The organism is Streptomyces aculeolatus (genome assembly GCF_020400605.1).
In the GTDB taxonomy this organism is placed as follows: Bacteria; Actinomycetota; Actinomycetes; order Streptomycetales; family Streptomycetaceae; genus Streptomyces; species Streptomyces aculeolatus.
In genome coordinates, this window is sequence record NZ_JAINRD010000003.1 from 93,968 (window position 1) to 113,095 (window position 19,128).

The 19,128-nt window shown below is 74.7% G+C and carries 17 protein-coding genes; 1 reads left to right on the forward strand and 16 read right to left on the reverse strand.

What is annotated here, in order from left to right; all coding sequences use genetic code 11:
• Nucleotides 1-306 precede the first annotated feature (306 nt).
• Nucleotides 307-2,052: a VanW family protein gene (locus LG396_RS07040; RefSeq protein WP_225794068.1), complete on the forward strand. Its 1,746-nt coding sequence runs from the start codon at nucleotides 307-309 to the stop codon at nucleotides 2,050-2,052.
• Nucleotides 2,053-2,079: 27 nt separating this feature from the next.
• On the opposite strand, the gene LG396_RS07045 is transcribed toward LG396_RS07040, so the two are convergent.
• The 16 genes from LG396_RS07045 to LG396_RS07120 form a co-directional block, all read right to left on the reverse strand.
• Nucleotides 2,080-3,516, reverse strand: a complete 1,437-nt coding sequence (locus LG396_RS07045; RefSeq protein WP_225794069.1) for an NADH-quinone oxidoreductase subunit N — start codon at nucleotides 3,514-3,516, stop codon at nucleotides 2,080-2,082.
• Entirely contained in the window at nucleotides 3,513-5,018 is a 1,506-nt protein-coding gene (locus LG396_RS07050; protein ID WP_225794268.1) for a complex I subunit 4 family protein, read from the reverse strand. The genes LG396_RS07045 and LG396_RS07050 overlap by 4 nt, the downstream gene beginning before the upstream one ends.
• A gap of 8 nt (nucleotides 5,019-5,026) precedes the next feature.
• On the reverse strand, nucleotides 5,027-7,042 hold the full coding sequence (locus tag LG396_RS07055; RefSeq protein ID WP_225794070.1) for a proton-conducting transporter transmembrane domain-containing protein: 2,016 nt from the start codon (nucleotides 7,040-7,042) through the stop codon (nucleotides 5,027-5,029).
• A complete protein-coding gene (gene nuoK, locus LG396_RS07060; protein WP_018839838.1) occupies nucleotides 7,039-7,344 on the reverse strand; it encodes an NADH-quinone oxidoreductase subunit NuoK in 306 nt (101 codons plus the stop codon). The genes LG396_RS07055 and nuoK overlap by 4 nt, the downstream gene beginning before the upstream one ends.
• A complete protein-coding gene (locus LG396_RS07065) occupies nucleotides 7,341-7,904 on the reverse strand; it encodes an NADH-quinone oxidoreductase subunit J (RefSeq protein ID WP_225794071.1) in 564 nt (187 codons plus the stop codon). The genes nuoK and LG396_RS07065 overlap by 4 nt, the downstream gene beginning before the upstream one ends.
• A gap of 63 nt (nucleotides 7,905-7,967) precedes the next feature.
• Nucleotides 7,968-8,903 (reverse strand): complex I subunit 1 family protein, encoded by a 936-nt coding sequence (locus tag LG396_RS07070; RefSeq protein ID WP_225794072.1) that lies wholly within the window; start codon nucleotides 8,901-8,903, stop codon nucleotides 7,968-7,970.
• Nucleotides 8,896-10,170, reverse strand: a complete 1,275-nt coding sequence (locus LG396_RS07075; RefSeq protein WP_225794073.1) for a hypothetical protein — start codon at nucleotides 10,168-10,170, stop codon at nucleotides 8,896-8,898. The genes LG396_RS07070 and LG396_RS07075 overlap by 8 nt, the downstream gene beginning before the upstream one ends.
• Nucleotides 10,161-10,523 (reverse strand): NADH-quinone oxidoreductase subunit A, encoded by a 363-nt coding sequence (locus LG396_RS07080; protein ID WP_027745242.1) that lies wholly within the window; start codon nucleotides 10,521-10,523, stop codon nucleotides 10,161-10,163. Before LG396_RS07080 ends, LG396_RS07075 begins: the two co-directional genes overlap by 10 nt.
• A gap of 125 nt (nucleotides 10,524-10,648) precedes the next feature.
• A complete protein-coding gene (locus tag LG396_RS07085; protein WP_225794074.1) occupies nucleotides 10,649-12,568 on the reverse strand; it encodes an SMI1/KNR4 family protein in 1,920 nt (639 codons plus the stop codon).
• Between the two features lie 37 nt (nucleotides 12,569-12,605).
• Entirely contained in the window at nucleotides 12,606-13,505 is a 900-nt protein-coding gene (locus LG396_RS07090) for a hypothetical protein (protein WP_225794075.1), read from the reverse strand.
• A 4-nt stretch (nucleotides 13,506-13,509) separates the two neighbouring features.
• Nucleotides 13,510-14,172, reverse strand: a complete 663-nt coding sequence (locus tag LG396_RS07095; RefSeq protein ID WP_225794076.1) for a hypothetical protein — start codon at nucleotides 14,170-14,172, stop codon at nucleotides 13,510-13,512.
• Nucleotides 14,173-14,177: 5 nt separating this feature from the next.
• Nucleotides 14,178-15,470, reverse strand: coding sequence for a putative T7SS-secreted protein (locus LG396_RS07100; protein ID WP_018839846.1), 1,293 nt, complete (start codon nucleotides 15,468-15,470; stop codon nucleotides 14,178-14,180).
• A 2-nt stretch (nucleotides 15,471-15,472) separates the two neighbouring features.
• Entirely contained in the window at nucleotides 15,473-15,739 is a 267-nt protein-coding gene (locus tag LG396_RS07105) for a hypothetical protein (protein ID WP_225794077.1), read from the reverse strand.
• A gap of 204 nt (nucleotides 15,740-15,943) precedes the next feature.
• Complete coding sequence (locus tag LG396_RS07110) at nucleotides 15,944-16,801, reverse strand: DMT family transporter (RefSeq protein ID WP_037742475.1); 858 nt, start codon at nucleotides 16,799-16,801, stop codon at nucleotides 15,944-15,946.
• The gene (locus LG396_RS07115; RefSeq protein WP_225794078.1) at nucleotides 16,783-18,513 is read right to left on the reverse strand and encodes a transposase; all 1,731 of its coding nucleotides are present in this window, start codon (nucleotides 18,511-18,513) and stop codon (nucleotides 16,783-16,785) included. Before LG396_RS07115 ends, LG396_RS07110 begins: the two co-directional genes overlap by 19 nt.
• Nucleotides 18,506-19,081 (reverse strand): IS607 family transposase, encoded by a 576-nt coding sequence (locus LG396_RS07120; RefSeq protein WP_225794079.1) that lies wholly within the window; start codon nucleotides 19,079-19,081, stop codon nucleotides 18,506-18,508. The genes LG396_RS07115 and LG396_RS07120 overlap by 8 nt, the downstream gene beginning before the upstream one ends.
• Nucleotides 19,082-19,128 lie beyond the last annotated feature (47 nt).

A 19,128-nucleotide genomic window follows, 5' to 3' on the forward strand; every position in this document is an offset into this window, starting at 1 on the left:
GCCGCGCGGCCGGGTGGCAGACAGCCGGACCCCCGCAGGGTCCGCCCGGGCTGCGCGGGAGGGGCCGTACGCGACCTTCGCTCCGTCCGTACGGCCCCGCCCCGGCGCAGGCATCCGGACCTGCGCCCGGCAGGCGCCGGGCGGGTGCAACCGCCCGGCGCCTGCCACCCGCGGGGGCTCCGGGTCCGCCGCACGGCGGACCCGGGAACCCGGCCCCTCCCCCGCGACCGGCCGCCCGCGGCACCGCACCGGTTCCCGCGCGGCGGCGGCGATCGCCAAGAGACTTAGCCATGAAGAGGAGAGTCCGTGCTCCATACCGTCGACGGCGAGACACCGGACCGCCCGCCCGCCGGCCGTTACCGGCCGCGCCTGGTGGCGGGCGTCGCGGCCGGGGCCGCCGCCGCGGTCTTCGGCCTCCTCTGCCTCGTCGGCCTGCTCGCGGGCGGTGACGACATACCCTCGGGGACCCGCGTGCTCGGCCTCGACATCGGCGGCCTGAGCCGCGCGGAGGCCCAGGCGAAGCTGGAGCGGAACAGCGACCGGCTCGTACCGGAAACCCTGCGGATACGCATGGGCGACCAGCCCGGCGAACTCGGCACGGCAGCGGCGGGCATCACGGTGGACGCCGACGAGACCGCGGCCGCCGCCGCACAGTCGGGTTCCGGCCCGCTGACCGTCATCGGCCGGCTCTTCTCCGGGGGCGGCGGCGACGTGGAGCCGGTGATCCGCGTGGACGGGGAGAAGGGCCGCGCGGCGCTGACCGCCCTCGCCGAGTCGTACGACCGCAAGGTGCGGGAGGGCTCGGTCTCCTTCCACGGCGGCGAGGCCGCGGCCGTACAGCCGCGCGGCGGCAGGCAGCTCGACGTGGACGGGGCGCTGGCGGAGCTGGAGAACTCCGCCCCGGGCCGGGGGAGCGACCCGCTGCCGCTCCCGGTGCGCCGGGTCGAGCCCCGCGTCGGCGCCGAGGAGGTCGACCGGGCCATGGCCGGGTTCGCCGCTCCGGCCATGTCCGGGCCGGTCACGCTCACCGTCCCGGACGGCGGGGAGATAGCGATAGAACCGGCGGCGGTAGCCGGCCACCTCACGATGGAGCCGGACGCCTCGGAGAAGCTGACGCCCCGGCTCGACGGCCGCGGCCTCCTCGGCGAGTCCGAGGTGGCGGCCGCGGTCCGGGAGGCCACCGACGAGGCCGAGAACGCCCGGCTGGACTGGGACGGCGCGAAGGTCACGGTGGCCTCCGAGGGCAGTGCGGGACGCGAGATCACCCCCCGGGCGCTGTCGCGGGCGGTGCTGGAGCTGCTGCCCGAGGAGGGCGCGGACGCCCGTACGGGACGGGTGGCCACCCGGGTCGTCCAGCCGGAGCTCACCGGCGAGAACGCCGGCCGGCTGGGCATCAGGGAGCAGATGTCGACCTTCACCGTCGAGTTCCCGCCGGCGCCGTACCGCACGCAGAACGTCGGGCAGGCGGCGAAGCTGATCGACGGCTCGGTGGTCATGCCCGGCGGGACGTGGAGCTTCAACGACACCGTGGGCGAGCGGACGGAGGCCAACGGTTTCGTGGAGGGCATCATGATCCTGGACGGCAAGTACACGCGGGCCACCGGCGGCGGGGTCTCCGCGGTGGCCACCACCGTCTTCAACGCCGCCTTCTTCGCGGGCGTCGGCTTCGAGGAGTACGGGGCCCACTCGTTCTACATCGAGCGCTATCCCGAGGGCCGGGAGGCGACCGTGGCCTGGGGCAGCCTCGACCTGAAGTTCAGGAACGACTCGGGCAACGCCATCTACGTCCGGGCCGGTGCCACGGAGGACTCCGTGACCATCTCCTTCCTCGGCACCAGGAAGTACGACGAGATCGAGTCCGTCAAGGGCCCCCGGACCAACGTGCAGGAGCCGGGCAGCCGCAAGGGCGACGCGGCGGCCTGCGAGCCGCAGACCCCGCTGGAGGGCTTCGACGTCGCGGTCGAGCGGATCTTCAAGTCCGGCGGCCGGGAGGTCGACCGGGAGACGTTCACCACCACCTACACCCCGCGCGACAGCGTCACCTGCGACTGACCCCGCGCCGGGCGCCGCGGCCGCCGCTCAGCGGGCGAGCGGGCCGCCGAGGAGGTCCAGGACCGGTCCCGCGCCGACGCCGAGGGCGACGGAGGCGGCGGCCGCGGCGTACGCGGTCAGGGCCGCGGGCCGGACGAGCGGCCCGGGCCCCGGCCCGCCGGCGGTGGCGAACGCCGGGCGGATCCAGCGCAGGTAGTAGAAGAGGGAGGCGACGGTGTTGGCCGCGGCGAGGACGGCGAGCCAGGCGTAGCCGCCGTCGAAGGCCGCGGTGAAGACCTCCAGCTTGCCGAGGAAGACGGCGGTGGGCGGGGTGCCCAGCAGCCCGAGCAGGCAGACGGCGAGGCTGAGCGCGAGGCCCGGGTGCGCGCGCAGCAGGCCGCGGTAGCCGGCGAGGGTGCGGGCACCGGGCAGGGCGCAGACGACGGCGAAGGCGCCGAGGTTCGTCACGGCGTAGCCGGCGAGGTAGAACAGCAGCGCCCGCTGGGCCTCGTCGGCGCGGGTGGCGACCGCGACGGGCAGGAGCAGGTAGCCGACCTGGCTGACGGTGGAGTAGGCGAGCAGCCGTCTGACGTCGGTCTGGAAGAACGCGGCGAGGTTGCCGAGCGTCATGGACGCGGCGGCCAGCACCGCGACCAGTTCGTCCCAGGGCATCCGGGTGCCGGCGAGCGGCACCGCGGCCAGCCGGTGGAGCGCGGCGAGGGCGCCGACCTTGGGCAGGGTGGTGAGCAGTGCGGCGGCGGGCGGGCTGCTGCCCTCGACGGCGTCGGGCACCCAGAAGTGGCCGGGTACGGCGCCGGTCTTGAAGAGCAGCCCGGCCAGCAGCCCCACGGTGCCGGCGGTGACGAGGACGGCCGGGGCGCGGGGCAGTTCGCCGCCGAGTGCGGGGTACGCGCTGGCGCGCCCGGCCGCGTACAGCACGGTGATGCCCGCGAGCATGACGACGCCGAGCAGGGCGCCGGTGACGAAGTACTTCAGTGCCGCCTCGGTGCCGGGCGCGTCCTTGCGGAAGCCCGCCAGGGTGTACGAGGGCACGCTCGCCAGCAGGTACGCGGCGGCGAGCAGCAGCAGGTCCTGGGCGCCGGCGAGCATCAGGGCGCCGAGGGCGGCGAGTTGGACGAGGACGTGGAACTCGCTCTCGCGCGCGTCGCCGCGGAACGGGGCGAGGCCGAGGAGCAGCACGACCGCGGTGCCGGCGAGGATGACGACGCGGCCGGTCGACGTCACGGCGTCGACGGCGAAGGCCCCGTCGAAGGCGGCCGTGGGCCCGCCGCCGGCCGCCGCCCGGCGGATCGCGGCCGCGATCCCCGCCGCGCACGCCGCCAGGCCCAGCGCGGCGACCAGCCACTGCCGCCGCCGCGGCAGCCAGGCGCCGAGCAGCAGGCCGAGCACGGCGGAGCCGGCGAGGAGCACCTCGGGCAGCAGGTCGAGCGGGTTCTCGTTCATGCCGCCCGTCGTCCCGGTCATCGGGCGACGAGTTCCAGGACGGTGCGCGAGAACGGCTCGACGACGTCGAGCACGAAGCGGGGGAAGACGCCGAGCACGACGGCGAGGGCCAGCAGCGGGACGATCGCCGCCGCCTCGTGCGCGCGCAGGTCGGGGAACGGCCGCGGCGTACCGGGCGAGTCGGGCAGCCGCAGCGGGCCGAGGAACATCCGCTGCAGGGCCCGTACCAGCAGCGCGGCGGTCAGCAGGATGCCGGGCACGGCCAGCGCGGTCGCCACCGGGCGCGGGCCGAGGCTGCCGGCCAGGATCTGGAACTCCGCGATGAAGCCGGAGAACCCCGGCAGCCCGAGGGAGGCGAAGACGGCGACGCCGGTGAGCGCGGCGAAGGCCGGGGCGCGGGCGGCGACGCCGGAGTAGGCGTCCATGGCGTAGGTGCGGCCGCGTTCGTGGAGCACGCCGGCGAGCAGGAACAGCGCGCCCGTCAGCAGCCCGTGGCTGACCATCTGGTACGTCGCGCCGGTCACGGCGAGCCGCCGGGCGGCGGCCGTGTCCGCGCCGAGCGCGGCGGCGGCGCCGAGGGCCAGGAGGATGTAGCCCATGTGGTTGACCGAGGTGTACGCGATCATGCGCTTGAAGTCCGTCTGCGCCAGGGCCACCAGCGCCCCGTAGAGCACGGAGACGACGCCGACGGCGACGAAGGCCGGGGCGTACGTGCGCCACGACTCGGGCAGCAGCGGCATGGCGATGCGCAGGAACCCGTACGTGCCCATCTTCAGCAGCACCCCGGCCAGGATCGCCGAGCCGGCCGCCGGGGCCTCGGTGTGGGCCGGCGGCAGCCAGGTGTGGAACGGCACCGTCGGCGTCTTCACGGCCAGGCCCAGGCCGACCGCCAGCAGCACCAGGGCGCCGTAGCCGGACCGGCCCGCGAGCGGGTTCTCCCCGGCCAGCGCGACGATGTCGAACGTGTGCGGGTCGGCGGCGAGATAGAGGCCGATGAACCCGAGCAGCAGCGCGAGCGAGCCGGCGAAGGTGTAGAGGAAGAACTTCTGCGCGGCGCGCGCGGCGCCCGGGTGGCCCCAGCCGGCGATGACGAAGTACATCGCGACGATCGACAGGTCGAAGAAGACGAAGAAGAGGATGAGGTCGAGCGAGGCGAAGAGGCCGAGGCAGGTGGTCTCCAGGAAGAGGAACAGGGCGGCGAACTCCCGCACCCGGCGGGTCTCGCGCAGCGCGTACAGCGCGCAGGCCGGGAAGAGCACGGCGGTCAGCGCCAGCAGCGGCAGCGACAGGCCGTCGACGCCGACGTGGTAGCCGATGCCGGCGCTGGGGATCCAGCGGGCGTGCGTCTCGTACTGGATGCCGCCGCCGTGGTCGTAGCCGGTCCACAGCGCGACGGTCAGCGCGAGGACGGCGGCGGAGACGGCGGCCCAGGTGAGCAGGAAGACCCGGCGGCCGGCGGCGCGCGGCAGGCACAGCAGCGCGGCGGCCGCGGCGGCGGGCAGGAAGACGAGGGCCGTGAGCACGGGGGCGGTCACCTCACGAGGACGAAGACGGCGGCGAGGACGGTGAAGGCCGCGACGGCCTGGGCGAGGTAGGCGTGCAACTGGCCGGTCTGCGGGCGGCGGGCGAGCCGGCCCAGGGCGCGGCTCGCGGCGCCGACCGCCTCGACGGCGCCGTCGACGGCCGCCTCCGCGCCGCGGTCGACGCCGCCGGCGAACCGGACGGTGCCGCGGGCGAGGCCGTCGACGCCGCGGTCGAGTACCCGGTCGTCGAAGGCGGCCAGCGCGGCGGCGAGGCGCAGCACGGGGCGGACGAGGAGGGCGCGGGCGGCGGCCTCCATGCCGAGCCAGCCGGCGAAGGGGGCGGTGAGGCCCGCGGGGAGGTGGCCGCGGCGGCCGGAGCGGGCCCACGTGGCGGCGGACGCGGCGAGGGCGAGGGCGGCGGTGAGCGCGAACTCCCAGGCGTACGGGGCGGCTTCGCCGCGTGCGCCGATCCGGTCGGCGACGGCGGCGCGGGGGCCGGGCAGCGCGAGGGCGGCCAGGGCGGCGACGGCGAGGGCGAGCACGGCGAAGGACAGCGCCTCGGGGACGGGGAGGGCCCGGGGGCCGCGTCCCGGCGGCCCGGACCCGGCGCCGCTCCGCGGGGCCGGCGCTTCCACCGGAGTCTCCGTGGGCGTATCCGTGGACGTGTCCGTCGGTGCTTCCGCGGGGGCATCCGTCGGCGTTCCCGCCCGTGGTTCCGTTGCCGTTTCCGTGGGCGGCGCGGCGGTTCGGCGGGGTACGGGTCCGGGCGGATGCCACACGTACCACAGGGCCTTGACGGCGTAGACCGCCGAGACCACGGCCGCCGCCAGGCCCGCCGCGTACAGCGCGGGGCCGTACTCCAGCGCCCCGGCCAGCAGCAGGTCCTTCGCGGCCCACAGCGACAGCGGCGGCACCCCGGCGAGGCCGAGGGCGGCCACGGTGAACGCCGCCCCGGCGACGACGTTCCGCCCGGCGGCGCCGCGCAGCGCGGGCAGGGTCCCGGCGCCGAACGCCGTCAGCCAGAAACCCGCGACGAGGAACGCCAGGCTCTTCGCCGCGGCGTGCGCGAGGAGTTGCAGGGTGCCGCCGGTCGTCGCGCCCACCCCGGCGGCGAGCACCATGAAGCCGATCTGCGCGCAACTGGACGCGGCGAGGAGCTGCTTGAGGTCGCGCTGCGCCACCGCGACCAGGCCGAGCACGAGCGCGGTCGCCGCGCCCGTCCAGGCCACGGCGTCGTCGCCCCAGCCGGAGACGGCGAGCAGCGGCTGCACCCGGAGCAGCAGGTACGCGCCGGCCACGACCATCGTCGCGGAGTGCAGCAGCGCCGAGACGGGGCTCGGGCCCTGCATGGCCCGGGACAGCCAGAAGCTGACCGGCAGTTGGGCCGACTTGCCCAGTGCCGCGGCGAGGACGCCCGCGGTCAGCAGGTGCAGCCAGGGGGCGGGCACCTCGTGCAGCCGGTCGAGGTCCAGCCCCGTCGCCCGGCCGCCGGCGAGGGCCGCGCCGGCGGCGAGGTACAGCCCGAGGTCCGCGGCCCGGGTCGTCACGTACGCGACGCCCGCCGCCTCGGCCCGTACCGGATCGCGCCACTGGAAGCCGATGAGCGCCCAGGAGGTGGCGCCCATGAACTCCCAGCCCATGAGCAGCGCCGGCAGGGCGGTCGCGGTGACGGTGACCAGCATGGCGCCGCAGAACAGCAGCATGAGGCCGAAGAAGCGGGCGCGCGGCTCCCGGGCGCCGGCGCCGGCGGCGCTGGAGACGAGCACGGCCAGGGTGACGGCGGCGACGGCCACCGCCATCGGCCCGGACAGCCCGTGCGCGCCGAGCCCGAACGGCAGTCCCGCCAGCAGCGGCACCTGCGTCTGCGGCCGGGCCGCGGCGACGGACACGGCAGCCACGAGCGTGGCGGCGGAGGCCGTGACGGCGACGGCGGGCGCGTACCGGTCGGCCCGGCGCCCGGCCGCGGCGAGCAGCGCACCGGCGGCGAGCGGCACGGCGACCAGCGCCCAGAGGGCCGCGCTCACCCCTTCAGCTCCGCGGCGTCGTCGGTCATGTCGACCTCGCGGGTCCGGAAGAGGGCCGTGACCACGGCGAAGCCGACGGCCATCTCCACCGCCATCACGGTGACGGCCAGCACGACGAGCACCTGCCCGTCGGTGGCGGCGGGCGCGACGAAGCGCCAGACCGCGGCGGCGGCGAGGATGACGCCGCCGAGCATCAGCTCCAGGCCCATCATCAGCATCACGACCGACTGCTGGGAGAGGGCGCCGAAGAGCCCGACACAGAAGAGCGCGGCGGCCACCAGCAGAACGGGCTCCAGCGTCACCGGCGCGCCCCCGGACGTACGGGGTCGGCGGGGCGGCGGGCGCGCAGGTCGTCGCCGAAGCGGTCGTAGCGGCCGCGGCCGGTGGCGAGCACGACGGTGGCGACGATGGTGGTGAACAGGGCGAGGCCCAGCGTCATCATCGTCAGCATGTGCGGGCCCATCAGCGACTCGCCCAGCGCCATCGTCGGGTCGTCGTCCGGCCGGCCCCGCCGCCGCGGCCAGGGGGCGAGCAGGATGCCGGCGGCCAGCAGGGCGAAGACCCCGGCGCAGATCGCGGCCGCGCCCCGCTTGTTGTGGAGCATCGACATGGGCATCAGCCCGGCCGGGTTCATCATGAACATCACCATGAACACGGCCATGAGGGCCATCTCGATCGTCATCATGAGGATGACGACCACGCCCAGGTAGTCGAGGCCGAGCCGGATGACCAGGCCGCCGACGCAGAGCAGGGACAGCAGCAGCGCGTACGTCGCACGTGCCATGGAGTCGAGGCGGAAGACCATGGCCCCGCTCGCGACGGCCGGGACGGCGAGGACCCAGAACACGGCGTCATCGGGCATCGCGCCGGACTCCTTCCACCATGGGCCGGGCGGCCTCCGGCCGGGCCCGCGTCGGCCGGGACCTCATCGGCCGAGGACCACGACGGCGACGACCAGGGCCTGCACCAGGGTCAGCGGCACGAGCACCGCCCAGGCGAACTCCATGTAGCGCTCCATGCGCAGCGCCGGCAGCAGCCGCCGCCCGGCGACGAGCAGGCCGAGCACCGCGGCCGTCTTCAGCAGCGTCCACGCCCACGCCGGCAGCCACGGCCCGTAGCCGCCGCCGAGGAACAGCGGCACGCTGAACCCGGCGGTGACCACCAGCAGCAGCCACCGGCCGGCCAGCAGCACCAGCCGGTCCACGCCCGCGTACTCGGCGGCCGCGCCGCCCGCCGCGTCCCGCCCGAGGGGGTGGTCGAACGGGCCCCAGAAGGCCATCGCCAGCGCGCTCAGCAGATACACGGCGAACGCCGCCGGCATCCACACCGCGAACCACAGCCCCCGCTGCGCCGCCACCACCTCCCCGACGCGCAGCGACTCGGCGCCCAGCGCCGCGGTGGTGAGCGCGAACATGTGCGGCAGTTCGTACGCCATGCCCTGGGCGAGGAAGCGGTAGCCGCCGATCAGCGACAGCGCCGAGTTCGGCCCCCAGCCGGCCAGCCACACCGCCGCCCACGCCAGCACCTCCATCGCGTTGAACCACACCACGCCGACGACCGGATCCGTGACGGCCCGAAACCCCCACGGGAGCACGGCGCCGGCGAGCACGGCGGCGACGGGCACGAGGGCGATCCCGAGCCGGCCGAGCCACGGATCGCCCGCGGCCGTACGCCTCGGCTGCTGGCCCAGCATCCGCAGCCCGGCGTGCAGCGGTGCCGGTGCGGCGCGCAACGGGCGGCCGGAGCGGCCCCGTTCGGCGGCCGCGGCCAGCACGGCGTCGAAGCCGGCGACGACGGCCGCGGCGGCGGCGAGGGCGAACGGCAGCAGCACGACGGCCCACACGGGCGCGGTGTCAGCCATGGACGGCCACCGCCGGGCCGTCGAGGTCCGGGTCGAGGCTGGCCACGATCACGCGCGCGGACGTGAACTCGGCACCGGGCAGCAACTCGGGCAGGACGTCCAGCAGAGCGCGCGACGGCGGCCGCGGGCCGTCGAGCCGGCCGCGCGGGCCCTCCTGGTCGTACGGGGCGAGGAGCCGGCCGTCGTCTGCCTCGGCGGCGCGGCGCCCGGCCTCGTCGAGCCAGACGAGCAGCCGGTCGTACGCGTCGCCGTCGGCCGCCGCCGCGGGCCCGGTCACCCCGGACCGGCGCGCCCGCGCGGCGGGCAGCGCGCCCAGCCCGGCGGTCGACTCCCGCAGCACCCGCGACCCCCGCACCCGACGCGCGAGCCGCCCCAACTCCGCACCCCACGCCCGCACCGGCGCCCCGCCGAGCACGGCGTCGCGCAAGCGGCGCGCGCGGGCGGCGGGATCGGGCCAGCCGGAGACGGCCAGGAGCCGGCCGACGCTGTCCAGATGCGCGGCGCAGCAGCGCCGCGCGGCGGTGCCGCGCCGGACGTCCTCCCCGCGCGCGGCGCGCAGCCACGGCTCGTCCCAGTACGGCAGCCCGCCGTCGGGGGGCGGGACCGTCCGCACGGCTGCGCGCTGCACGACGTCGCCCTGCAGTGCCACGTCGAGTACGAGTCCGGCGGGCCAGTCGGTGAGCCCGGGCCCGAGCGGCAGGTGGAGCCGGTCGAGCCGGAGCCCGTCGCGGTCGTCGGCGCGCTCGGCCATGGGCAACCCGGCCACCGGGCCGATGTGGGAGTGCGAGGCTCCGTGGCCGCCGTGGCCGCCGTGGTGCTGATGACCCGCGCTGTCCTGGCTGTCCTGCCCATGGTGACTGCCGTGGCCTTGACGGCCGCCGTGGCCCTCTTGCCCCTCGTGCCCCTCGTGACCTCGGTGGCCCTCGTGCCCGCCCCCCTCGTCGTGACCACCGCCGGCGGGCGCCGCCACGGGCCGCACCAGCGCGTCCAGTGCCGTCTCGACGCCGGACGGACCGGCCACCGCGGACCGCGCCTTGGGGTACGGGATCTGCCCCCAGAGCGCGTCCACCCACGCGCCGTCCGCCGGCCCGCCCGCACCGACGACCAGCAGCCCGCTCGCCGCCGCCGGGCTCGCGGCCACCGGCCAGCCGCGCCGCCGCAGGCCCGCCTCCACGGCGAGCCGCGCCTGGGTGCCACCGGGGTGAACGGCCAGGAGGACGGCGGGTCGCCGGGTCGCGATCCGGCTCAGCGCGGTCCTCAGGCCCACCGCAGTGCGCCCTCGCGCCGGGCGTAGACGACGCCCGCGAAGAGGATGCCCAGGAAGAGGAACATCTCCACCACGGCCGGCGTGCCCATCTCGCCGACCACGCGCACCCACGGGTACATGAACAGCATCTCCATGTCGAACGCCAGGAAGATCATCGTCACGGGATACCAGCGCACGTGGAACCGGGAGAACGCGTGCTCCGCGGGCGGCAGCCCGCCGCTGAACGGCCCCGACTCCAGCGCGCCCGCGCCGCCGCGCAGCCACGCTCCCAGCCCGTGCAGCGCCGCGACCCCGCCGACCACCACACCGAGCAGTACCGCCACCGGCTCCCATACCGACACGGTGAGCATCATGCACGACACACACCGTCACCACCGGACGCCACGGCCGACGCCGGAGGATGACACGCCGTCATTTCAACGGATATGCAGAAGGATCGCGGCGCGAGGGGGACGACAGGCCGGCTGCCCGCCCGCGTTCAGCGCCGGGGCTGCCCGACGGTGACGTAGGCGTAGCCGAAGGGCTCGCCGTCCCCCGGTTCCCGGGTCCAGGACCGGGTCGTGAACGTGCGGAGCCTGCCCTCCGTCAGGGCGAAGCGGGGCAGCGAGAGCCCGAGTTCGGCGTGGAGGGCCGTCAGCACGCGCGCCTCGCGCTGCTGCCCGGAGTCCTCCGGGCGGAACAGCAGGGCGGGGTCCAGGGCTCCGGGTATCGCGCCGGAGCGCTCGGCCTCCGTGCCCCGTACGGTGAACGCGTAGAGTTCCTCGCCCTGTTCGGCCACGGACAAGTGGAACGCGGCCGGGTGGTCCGCCGAGTCCGGCGAGGCGCGGTTCACCGGGTCGCGCCAGACCACCGCCGCGCGGCCGGCCGCCGAGGCGGCCGCGGCCGGGGACCGGAACCGCGCGTTCAGCCGGTGGTGGGAGTGGGTCTCGAAGGCGAACGCCCAGTCCTGTGCGGTGCGTCCGACGGCGACCACGGCCCGGTCCTCCCAGAGTTCCACGCCCTCCCGCTCGTGGGGCGCGGGTGCGTTCCTGGACGCCTCGCGCGGGTCGGTGGGCGCGCTCAGCTCGGCGCCTTCCTCCCCGATCAGCGCCGCCAGGCCGGCGGGGTCGGCGCCCTCGATCCACACGCCGCGGTAGCCGTTCCACGGCAGCCGGTCGGCCGCACGCTCCGCCAGCCACGCGAGGCCCGGCGGGTCGAGGTCGGGCGCCGGCTCGGGAGCGGGCCCCGGCTGCCCGGCCCGCGGGGTCGCGAGGATCTCCCGCCCGCGCTCGGGCGTGACCAGCGGACCCAGCACGGGGTCGGCGAGCAGGCCGATCGGGGCGATCAGCGAGGGCCCGGGCGCCTCCCACGCGGGGAGCGCGGCCCGCAGCATCCGCCACGCCTCGTCGGTCCGCCCCCACTCGGCCGCCTCCCTGGCCCGGGCGACGGCGCGGCCCCAGCCGCCGGCGGGCGCGTAGCGGTGGGTGCCGTCACGCACCCCGTTCCACACGGCCTCGGCGGTCTCCCTCTCGACCTCGCGGGCGACCATCATCCTGAGCCATCCCTCCGCCTCGTCCCGGCGCCGGCCGCCGTACCCCCGGGGCATGGCCTGCGCGGGCAGGAGGTCGGGCAGGTAGCGCGGGTCGGCCACGAGGCCGCCGTAGTCGCAGGTGCTCCGCGGGGCCTTCAGGTGCCGGAGCTGGTTCAGCAGGGCGGTGGTGCGCGGCCGTCCGTAGGACTGCGCCTCCTCGAGCAGGGCCACCGCCTCCTCGTGCCGTCCGCGCAGAGCCAGCAGGCGGGCTTCCTCCACCCGGGCGTCCTGGGCCCGCGTGGTCGCGTTCACGAAGTCGGGGCTCTCGGCCCGGTCGCTGTGGAACTCGCGGTACATGGCCTCCATGTACGCGCGGAACGACGGGTGGCGGTCCGGCGATTCTCCGCTCCAGCCCTTGAAGACGTAGAGCGCCCACTCGCCGTCCGGGCCGACGTCGCCGGGGTCGAGCAGCGCGTGCGACATGTCGGAGTCCGTCTCCAGCCGCAGCGCCCGCCGCCACATGCCGGCCAGCAGCACGTCCTCCTCGCGCGGCCGGTCGCCCAGGTTGTCCTCGTACACCGGGCTCACGTCGTACGGGTCGCGGAACCAGTCGATGTCGGCGGCGCCCCCCAACCGGTAGACCCCGGCGGTCTCGTCCACGTGCCAGCCGTCGGTCACGGCGAGGAACTCCCGGTACGACGCCGGCAGCCGCGCCCCCAGCCGCTCCTCGGCCGCGGCGATCACCGCCTCCCCCGCACCGGCCCGCCCGAGGGCGGAGACGGCCCCCTCGCCGCCCTCGCCGTCGTCCTCGTCCTCGTCGGCCCGCGGAACCCACTCCGCCTGCCAACGCCCGAGGAACGCACGCCAGTCAAAACCCCCGCCGCTCATGCCGGGATACTGCCATCCGGCACTGACAGGCCCGCGGTCAGAGGTCGCCGGGCCGGGGCTCGGCCGGGGCTCCTGCCGCGTCCATGAGGATCGAGTGGGTCTCGTAGTGCCCGGGCGCCCGCTTCGCGGGGACCTGGCAGCTCACCTGGACGATGCCGCTGGGCAGCACCGTGAACGCCGGCTCCCCGGCGTCCTTGGGCAGCTCGCCCATGAAGCGGTCCACCCGGATCCGCTGCCCCTCCGTCAGATCCGACTTCTTCAGGCTGCCGACCGCCCCCTGCAACTGCCGGAGCAGCAGGGCCGCGTCGTCGGGGTTCTTCGTCGTCAGCCGCAGCCAGGAGGAGTCGGCGAAGGTGAGGCGCACGTCGGCCTCCAGCTCGCTGTACGGCATCCGCCGCAGCTCCCCGACCGCGTCGCGCGGCACCTCCCACAGCACGTCCGCCGGGCCGACGGAGCCCGCGGTGGTGCCGAGGAACACCAGCCGGCGGTCGGTCAGGGCCAGGTGCGTGCGGTACGCGTCCGGACGCCGGCCCGGGTCGAGTTGCCAGGGGGCGCTGCGGGCCGCGGCACCCGGTCCGGCCCACATGACGGGGAAGTCGTCGACCTCGTTCTCCGGCTCGTCCGGCCGGCCCCGTACGGACACGCCGCCGAACGGGGAGCCGCTGCCGCCGAGCGCGTTCGAGACGACGTTCAGGACGGCCGGGATGCCGATGCCCAGCACCCGCCCGGTGCGCCGTGCCGCCCGCTCCCCCGCGGGCCGTACGGAGAACTCCGGGCCCTCCGGCCAGCCCTGCTGCGCCCGCAGCTCGCCCTGGATGTCGCGGCGGCCGGTGTCCCGGAACCAGCGCGCCCCCGCCACCCGCGGCGCCACGCCGGCGGCGAAGTCCGCCCGCACCCGGCACTCCAGCGTCTCGTCCCGGTCCGGATACCAGTCCATGCCGTCAGCCTCCCTCCGTGCCTTCGGGCGCAGGAAACGCCACCGACTTCACGATCTCCGCCATCAGCTCGCTCAGGTCGTCCCACTGGTTCATCGCGCTGGTGTCGAGCGTGAACACCGCGATGTACGGACCGGTGGGGAACGGGACGTACACCTGGATCTGGCCCGTGATGAGCCGCGAGTCCTCGCCGGACCCGGTGTACTCGCCGTCGATCGTCAGCGCCTTGACGGTGACGACGGCGACGGCGGGGCCGCAGGGCAGGTCGAGCCAGCGCACGTCGTGCTTGGGGCGGCGTCCGAAGATCTCGCGCAGCCCGAGCGCCGCCGCCTCGGCGTCCTCGTGGTCGGACTCCATCGCGGCGACGGTGAGCGAGCAGTGCGCGACGCCGCCCTCCTGGTCGTCGTAGATGCCGATCCCGGTGAAGCAGACGCCGGAGCCGGCCATCGCCTCCAGCACGGGGACGTAGATGGCGCCCATCGCCTCCCAGAGCTGCGGGTCGCCCTTGGGGAAGACGTCCCGGACCAGCTCGGCGGCGGCCTCGGCCCGCTCGGCGGGGTCGAGGGTGAGGGAGACGGCGTGCATGCCCTCCGGGACGTGGAACCCCATGGGCGGCGGCGGGACGTCGACCGTCCCGTTCGACTCGTGCGGCTCGTTCGTCCCGCTCATGTCGCTCACCGGGCCGTCGCCGCGTTGGCGAAGCTGTCGCCGAAGCCGAAGTCGCGCTCCGCCAGCCCCTTGATCTTGTAGCCGGTGAGCGCGCCCTTGATGCCCGCGTCGATGCCGCGGCCCAGCTGCGACATGGGGGCGATCAGCTCGTCGGCCTTGATGAGCGGCTTGGCGAGGAGGTTGATCCCCTGGGTGCCGAGCCACTGGCCCATCCGGACGTTCTGGTACGTGCTCTCCGCCGCCAGCATCATCCGGCTGCCGCCCTTGATGAGCGGAAAGGACTTCAGCGGCCCGAACAGCACGAAGGTCTTCCCGATTCCGGTGACCCCTCTGTACGAGCTGCCCAGCTTCGCGGCGCGCGCCACCGCGTTGGTGCCCTTCGCGAGCTGCGCGCCCCCGATCGCGCCCTTGACGCCGGGGATGATGCCCAGCGCGTCGATGCCGATGTCCAGCCAGCTGACGTCGGCGCCCGCGGCCATGGCCGTCAGGTGGGTGACCAGGGCCAGCGCACTGGTCACCATGGAGGCGACGGCGAAGATGGCGCCGATGGGCTCGAACGGCGCGGTGATGATGGCCAGGACGCCGAGGATGCCGCTGAGGGTGCTCAGCAGGTCGCCGATGGCCTTGATGAAGTCGGCGTGGTCCTGGACCCAGTCGACGGCGTCGCCGAAGGCGTCGGCGATGCCGCCCGTGATCCTGTCGAACAGCCCGGGCTCGTTGGGCGCCATGTCGCTGGCGCTGTCGAGGTCGTCCGTGATCCGCTCGGCGGCGGCCTGGTAGCGGTCGCGCAGTTCCCCGGCGCGGTCGATGACGCGCTGGAGCGCGTCGTCGGCGTTCGACGAGGCCTCTTCCTTGCGCTCCTTGTCCTTCTCGGCGCGCTTCTCCTCGCGCTCGCCGTCGCTGTCCTCGACCGCGCCGGTGGCGCCCTTCAGCGCCAGCTTGGCGTCGTCGGCCTCCTGCTGCTTCCGCTTCGCCTCGCGTTCGAGGTCGGCGGCCTCCTCCTGGAAGTCCTCCAGCTGGTGCGACCAGCGGTTCAGCGCGTGCGATGCCTTCTCGAAGGAGTCCCGGGCCTCGCGCAGCTTGGGCGTGACGTCGTCGGAGACGTAGTCGGAGAAGGCGACGGCGGCCTTCCCCTTCCAGGCGCCGCACGATATCCGCTCCAGGTCGGCGACGGTGTCGCGCAGTTCGCCGGCGACGCCGCCGATCCGCTTGGCGAGGCTCCTGGTGCGGTGCACGTCGCCGGGGGTGGGGTCGAAGCCGAGGGTGGGGAAGCGGCGCGCGGGGTCGGGTGGTGCCACGGTCAGCCGGCCTCCGCTTTCGTGAGCGTCTCCATGAGGTCCTTGTCCAGCTCGTCGAACTTCGTGGCGATCTCGTCGATCATGTCCACGGTGGCGGCCGTGGTCTCGCCGATCTGCGTGATGCCGTACTTCCACTCGTCGGCGAAGTCGTGCACCTCGTCGGCGAGCTTCTCGGCGCCCACGGCGTCCCCGTCGGCGCCGCCGATCACCTTCCGGACGTTCTCCATGCGGCGGGTGATCGTGCTGAATGTCTTTCTGAGGTCCTCCATGACGGTGCCTCGGATAACCAGATCGCTCAACGCGAACGCCCCTCGGTGCAACGGGAGTTGATCGAAAGCGATCAGCTTAGGGCGCTCGGCGGAACGGCCGCGCCCGAAGGTGCCGTTCACAGGAAACTCCCATGCAACGGCTCACGGGCACCGGCGCGCCCGCCCCCGGGCGCCGGGCGGCCCCGGCCGCGCCGCGGGCGGCGGTCAGCCCGTCAGGACGCGGACGTTGGGGACGGCCCTGGCCAGCACGAGGACGCCGGCGATCACGAGGGCGACGCCGGCGCAGCCGGGGAGCAGCCACCACCCCAGGCGGATGCTCTCGTCGAAGAGGAACACCCCGAGGACGAGGCTGACCGTGGCGTCGCCGATGGTGAGGGCCGGCTGCGAGGCGGCGAGTGGGCCCGCCTGCAGGGCGTTCTCCAGCAGCAGGACGGCGGCGATGCCGCAGAGCGCGAACCCGTAGGTCTGCCAGGTCGTCAGGAACGCGACCAGGCCGTCGTTGATCAGGACGTGGGTGGCGGTCTTCAACTGCGCGGCGGTCAGCGCGTTGCCCACGGCGGACGCCGAGCCGAGGACGACCGCGCGCAGCAGGCCGGAGGGGGCGCGGACGCTGACGGCCACCGCGGCGGCCATCGCGCCCAGGCAGGCGATCAGCACCGGGACCCACCGGGTCATCGGCGCCAGGTCCCGGGCCCCGCTCGGGGCGGCGGCGCCGAGGGCCAGCGCGAGCCCGGCGACCACGGCGGCCACGGCCCACCAGCCCTCTCCCGGGAGCCGCCGGTGCAGCAGGTAGGTGCCGATCAGCAGGGCGAACGGCAGTTCCAGGATGAAGACCGGCTGCACCAGGGAGAGCGGCCCGTTGGCCAGGGCCACCGCCTGGCTGACGGCCGCCAGGGTGACCCCGGCGATGCCGATCAGCCACGCCGGCTTGCGTACCAGCGCGAGGAGGAGGCGCAGCCCGCCGCCCTGCGGCACGGTGGCCGCGGCCTTGCGCTGGAACGCCGTGCCCGCGGCGTTGCTGGCGGCGCCGAGGACCGCGAAGGCTACGGCGAGAACGAGCATGTCGGATATCCGCGCGGTAGGTGCCTGCCGCCCTGCCGGTCAGGGAGCATCCGCGGCACTGCGTTCGGACCGTACCGTTCCTCATCAGTGAGCAGGAGTGGGCCTTGGGCCCAAACCTGGTCAACTGGCGCATCCCGAACGGTTGTGGATGCGCTGGTCGCCCGCGTTCGCGCCGCGTCCGGCGACACGGATCGTGTCCGTGGTCCGGGGATGCGGGGGCGGGTTTCCTTACGCCCACGGGTGCCGTGTCCGGCCTGAGCGGTCCGATGCCCCACACGATCGCTCTGGTCGTGTGGGGGCGGTGCCGTCCGTCGCCGGATGCGGTGCCCGAGAGCGCGTCGCCCGATCGCGACGCCGGCGGCGTCGTGGCGGGTGGTCTTGCGGTTCTTGCTGCTGAGGGGCTTCTGCCAGTGCTCGGCGCCCCAGCGGGAGGTGTAGGCGGGGTCGACGACGACGATGGTAATACCGAGTTCGGCGGCCATGGACACGAGCCGTGCCCGCAGTCTGGCGACGGGCATGCCGGAGATCAGCTTGCGGAACCGCTTCCTGCGGCCGTGCTTCTCCCGCGTCTTGTCCGCGCCGAAGTCCAGGTCCTCGATCGCGAGGCAGACGCCTTCGCGCCGTGCCCAGTGAAGGAGGCGGGTGACAGCGTGCCTTACCTGGGCGTCCCGGCAGGTGGCCGGCCCGTCGAGGTCGTAGAAGAACCGGCGGGGCTCACCCATCGGGTTGCCGTGCTCATCCAGACGCCACGCTGCGAAGTGGTCGGCGTTGGTGTCCACACCAAGGAGGCCGTTCGCTCTGGCTGTGGTCAGGGGAACGGTCTGGACCGGCGGGAGCGTCCACGACGCGGTGAGGTACCAGCGGCCCCGGTCCACGTCCAGGTGGATGCGGTAGGCGACAGCACGGTTCGCCGATACGCGGTCGGCCCACTCTTCGCCGCGGTGGTGGAAGTTGATCCGGCCGTCGAGCACGTACCGGCCGCGCGGGGCGCCGGCCAGATGCGCCAGCGGAGCCGGGAGCTTGATGCTGACCTCGCCGTCGGAGCTGACACGGATGGTCTCGTTCCCGAAACGCTTCCCCGACTCCCCGTCTGCCTGGAGGAACCAGCGTACGGCGCTCCAGCGCCTGCGCCACTCGTGCTCGCTCAGCTGGGCGGCTTCCAGATGGTGCCGGCCTCGGGCCAGTCGCTTCCCGCCCCGCGCCACGTGCACGACACCGGCCTCACGATCGGACCGCTCGCGCTCCAGCCGGTCTTCCAGCACATGTAGGCGCCGGGTCTTTTGGAACCACTCCCGCTTCGTGCGGTAGCCGCCCGGCGCCCGCTTCGTGCCCTTCTCCCCGACGGGCTGGGACAGGCGGTGCGCGATCGTGCGCACCCCGGCCTCAAGGTCGTGGATGTGGGCGAGTTGGGCACGGCGCGCCAGGCCCCACTGGTCGTGGGTCGCCTTCGTGATGCTCCCGGCCCAGCGTGAGGACGACTCCTCGGTCAGGGCCCGCTTACGCTCCGCCCACTGGTCACCGTCGTGATCGGTGCCCGCCCGGCAACGTGCCTTGAGGTCGGCGGAAGCCAGCGAACCAAGGTGTGCGCCCACCAGGGACAGCACCTCACGGTCCCGCTGGGACATGCACTTGATACTTGTGCGGATAGCCACCCCGGACGGGCCCAGCGCAACGAACGGCGCCTCGATCGTGCGCAGTGTGGAGTCAGCCATGCTCGGCGGCCTCCAAAGCCTTGCGGGCCCGGTTCTTCGCCGACCGGCGACCGTACAGGCGAGCGCAGAACGAGGTCAGCACCTCCACCATGTCGCGCACCAGATCGTCTTCGACCTCGCCGTCATCAAGGACCACGAGGCGGCGCCCATGCGCGGACAAGGCGGCTTCGACAAGTTCGGTGTTCACCCGGCCCAGCCGATCCTTGTGCTCGACCACCACCGTGGTCACGTCCGGATCGGCCAGCAGCCGCTTGACTTTCGGGCGGGCACCGTTCATACCAGATGCGATCTCCGCCTCCACCCGCACCACCCCGCGGCCGGCCTGCGCCGCCCACCGGGACAGCCGGGCGACCTGCCGTTCCAGGTCAGTCTTCTGGTCATGGGAGGAGACACGGGCATACAGGCCCAGCCCACCGATCGCTTCGAACGCGGCATTGCCCCCCACGTTCACGAGAATCGTGCGCGGGCCGACCCGCTGAGCCGGTACCGGCAGCGTCCCCTCACGGAACCAGCGATACGCAGTCTGCGGATGCACACCCTGCGCCTTCGCCCATTCCGTGAGATTCATGCCCTGACAACGACACTCACTCACACATGGTTACGCTCACTCACCCG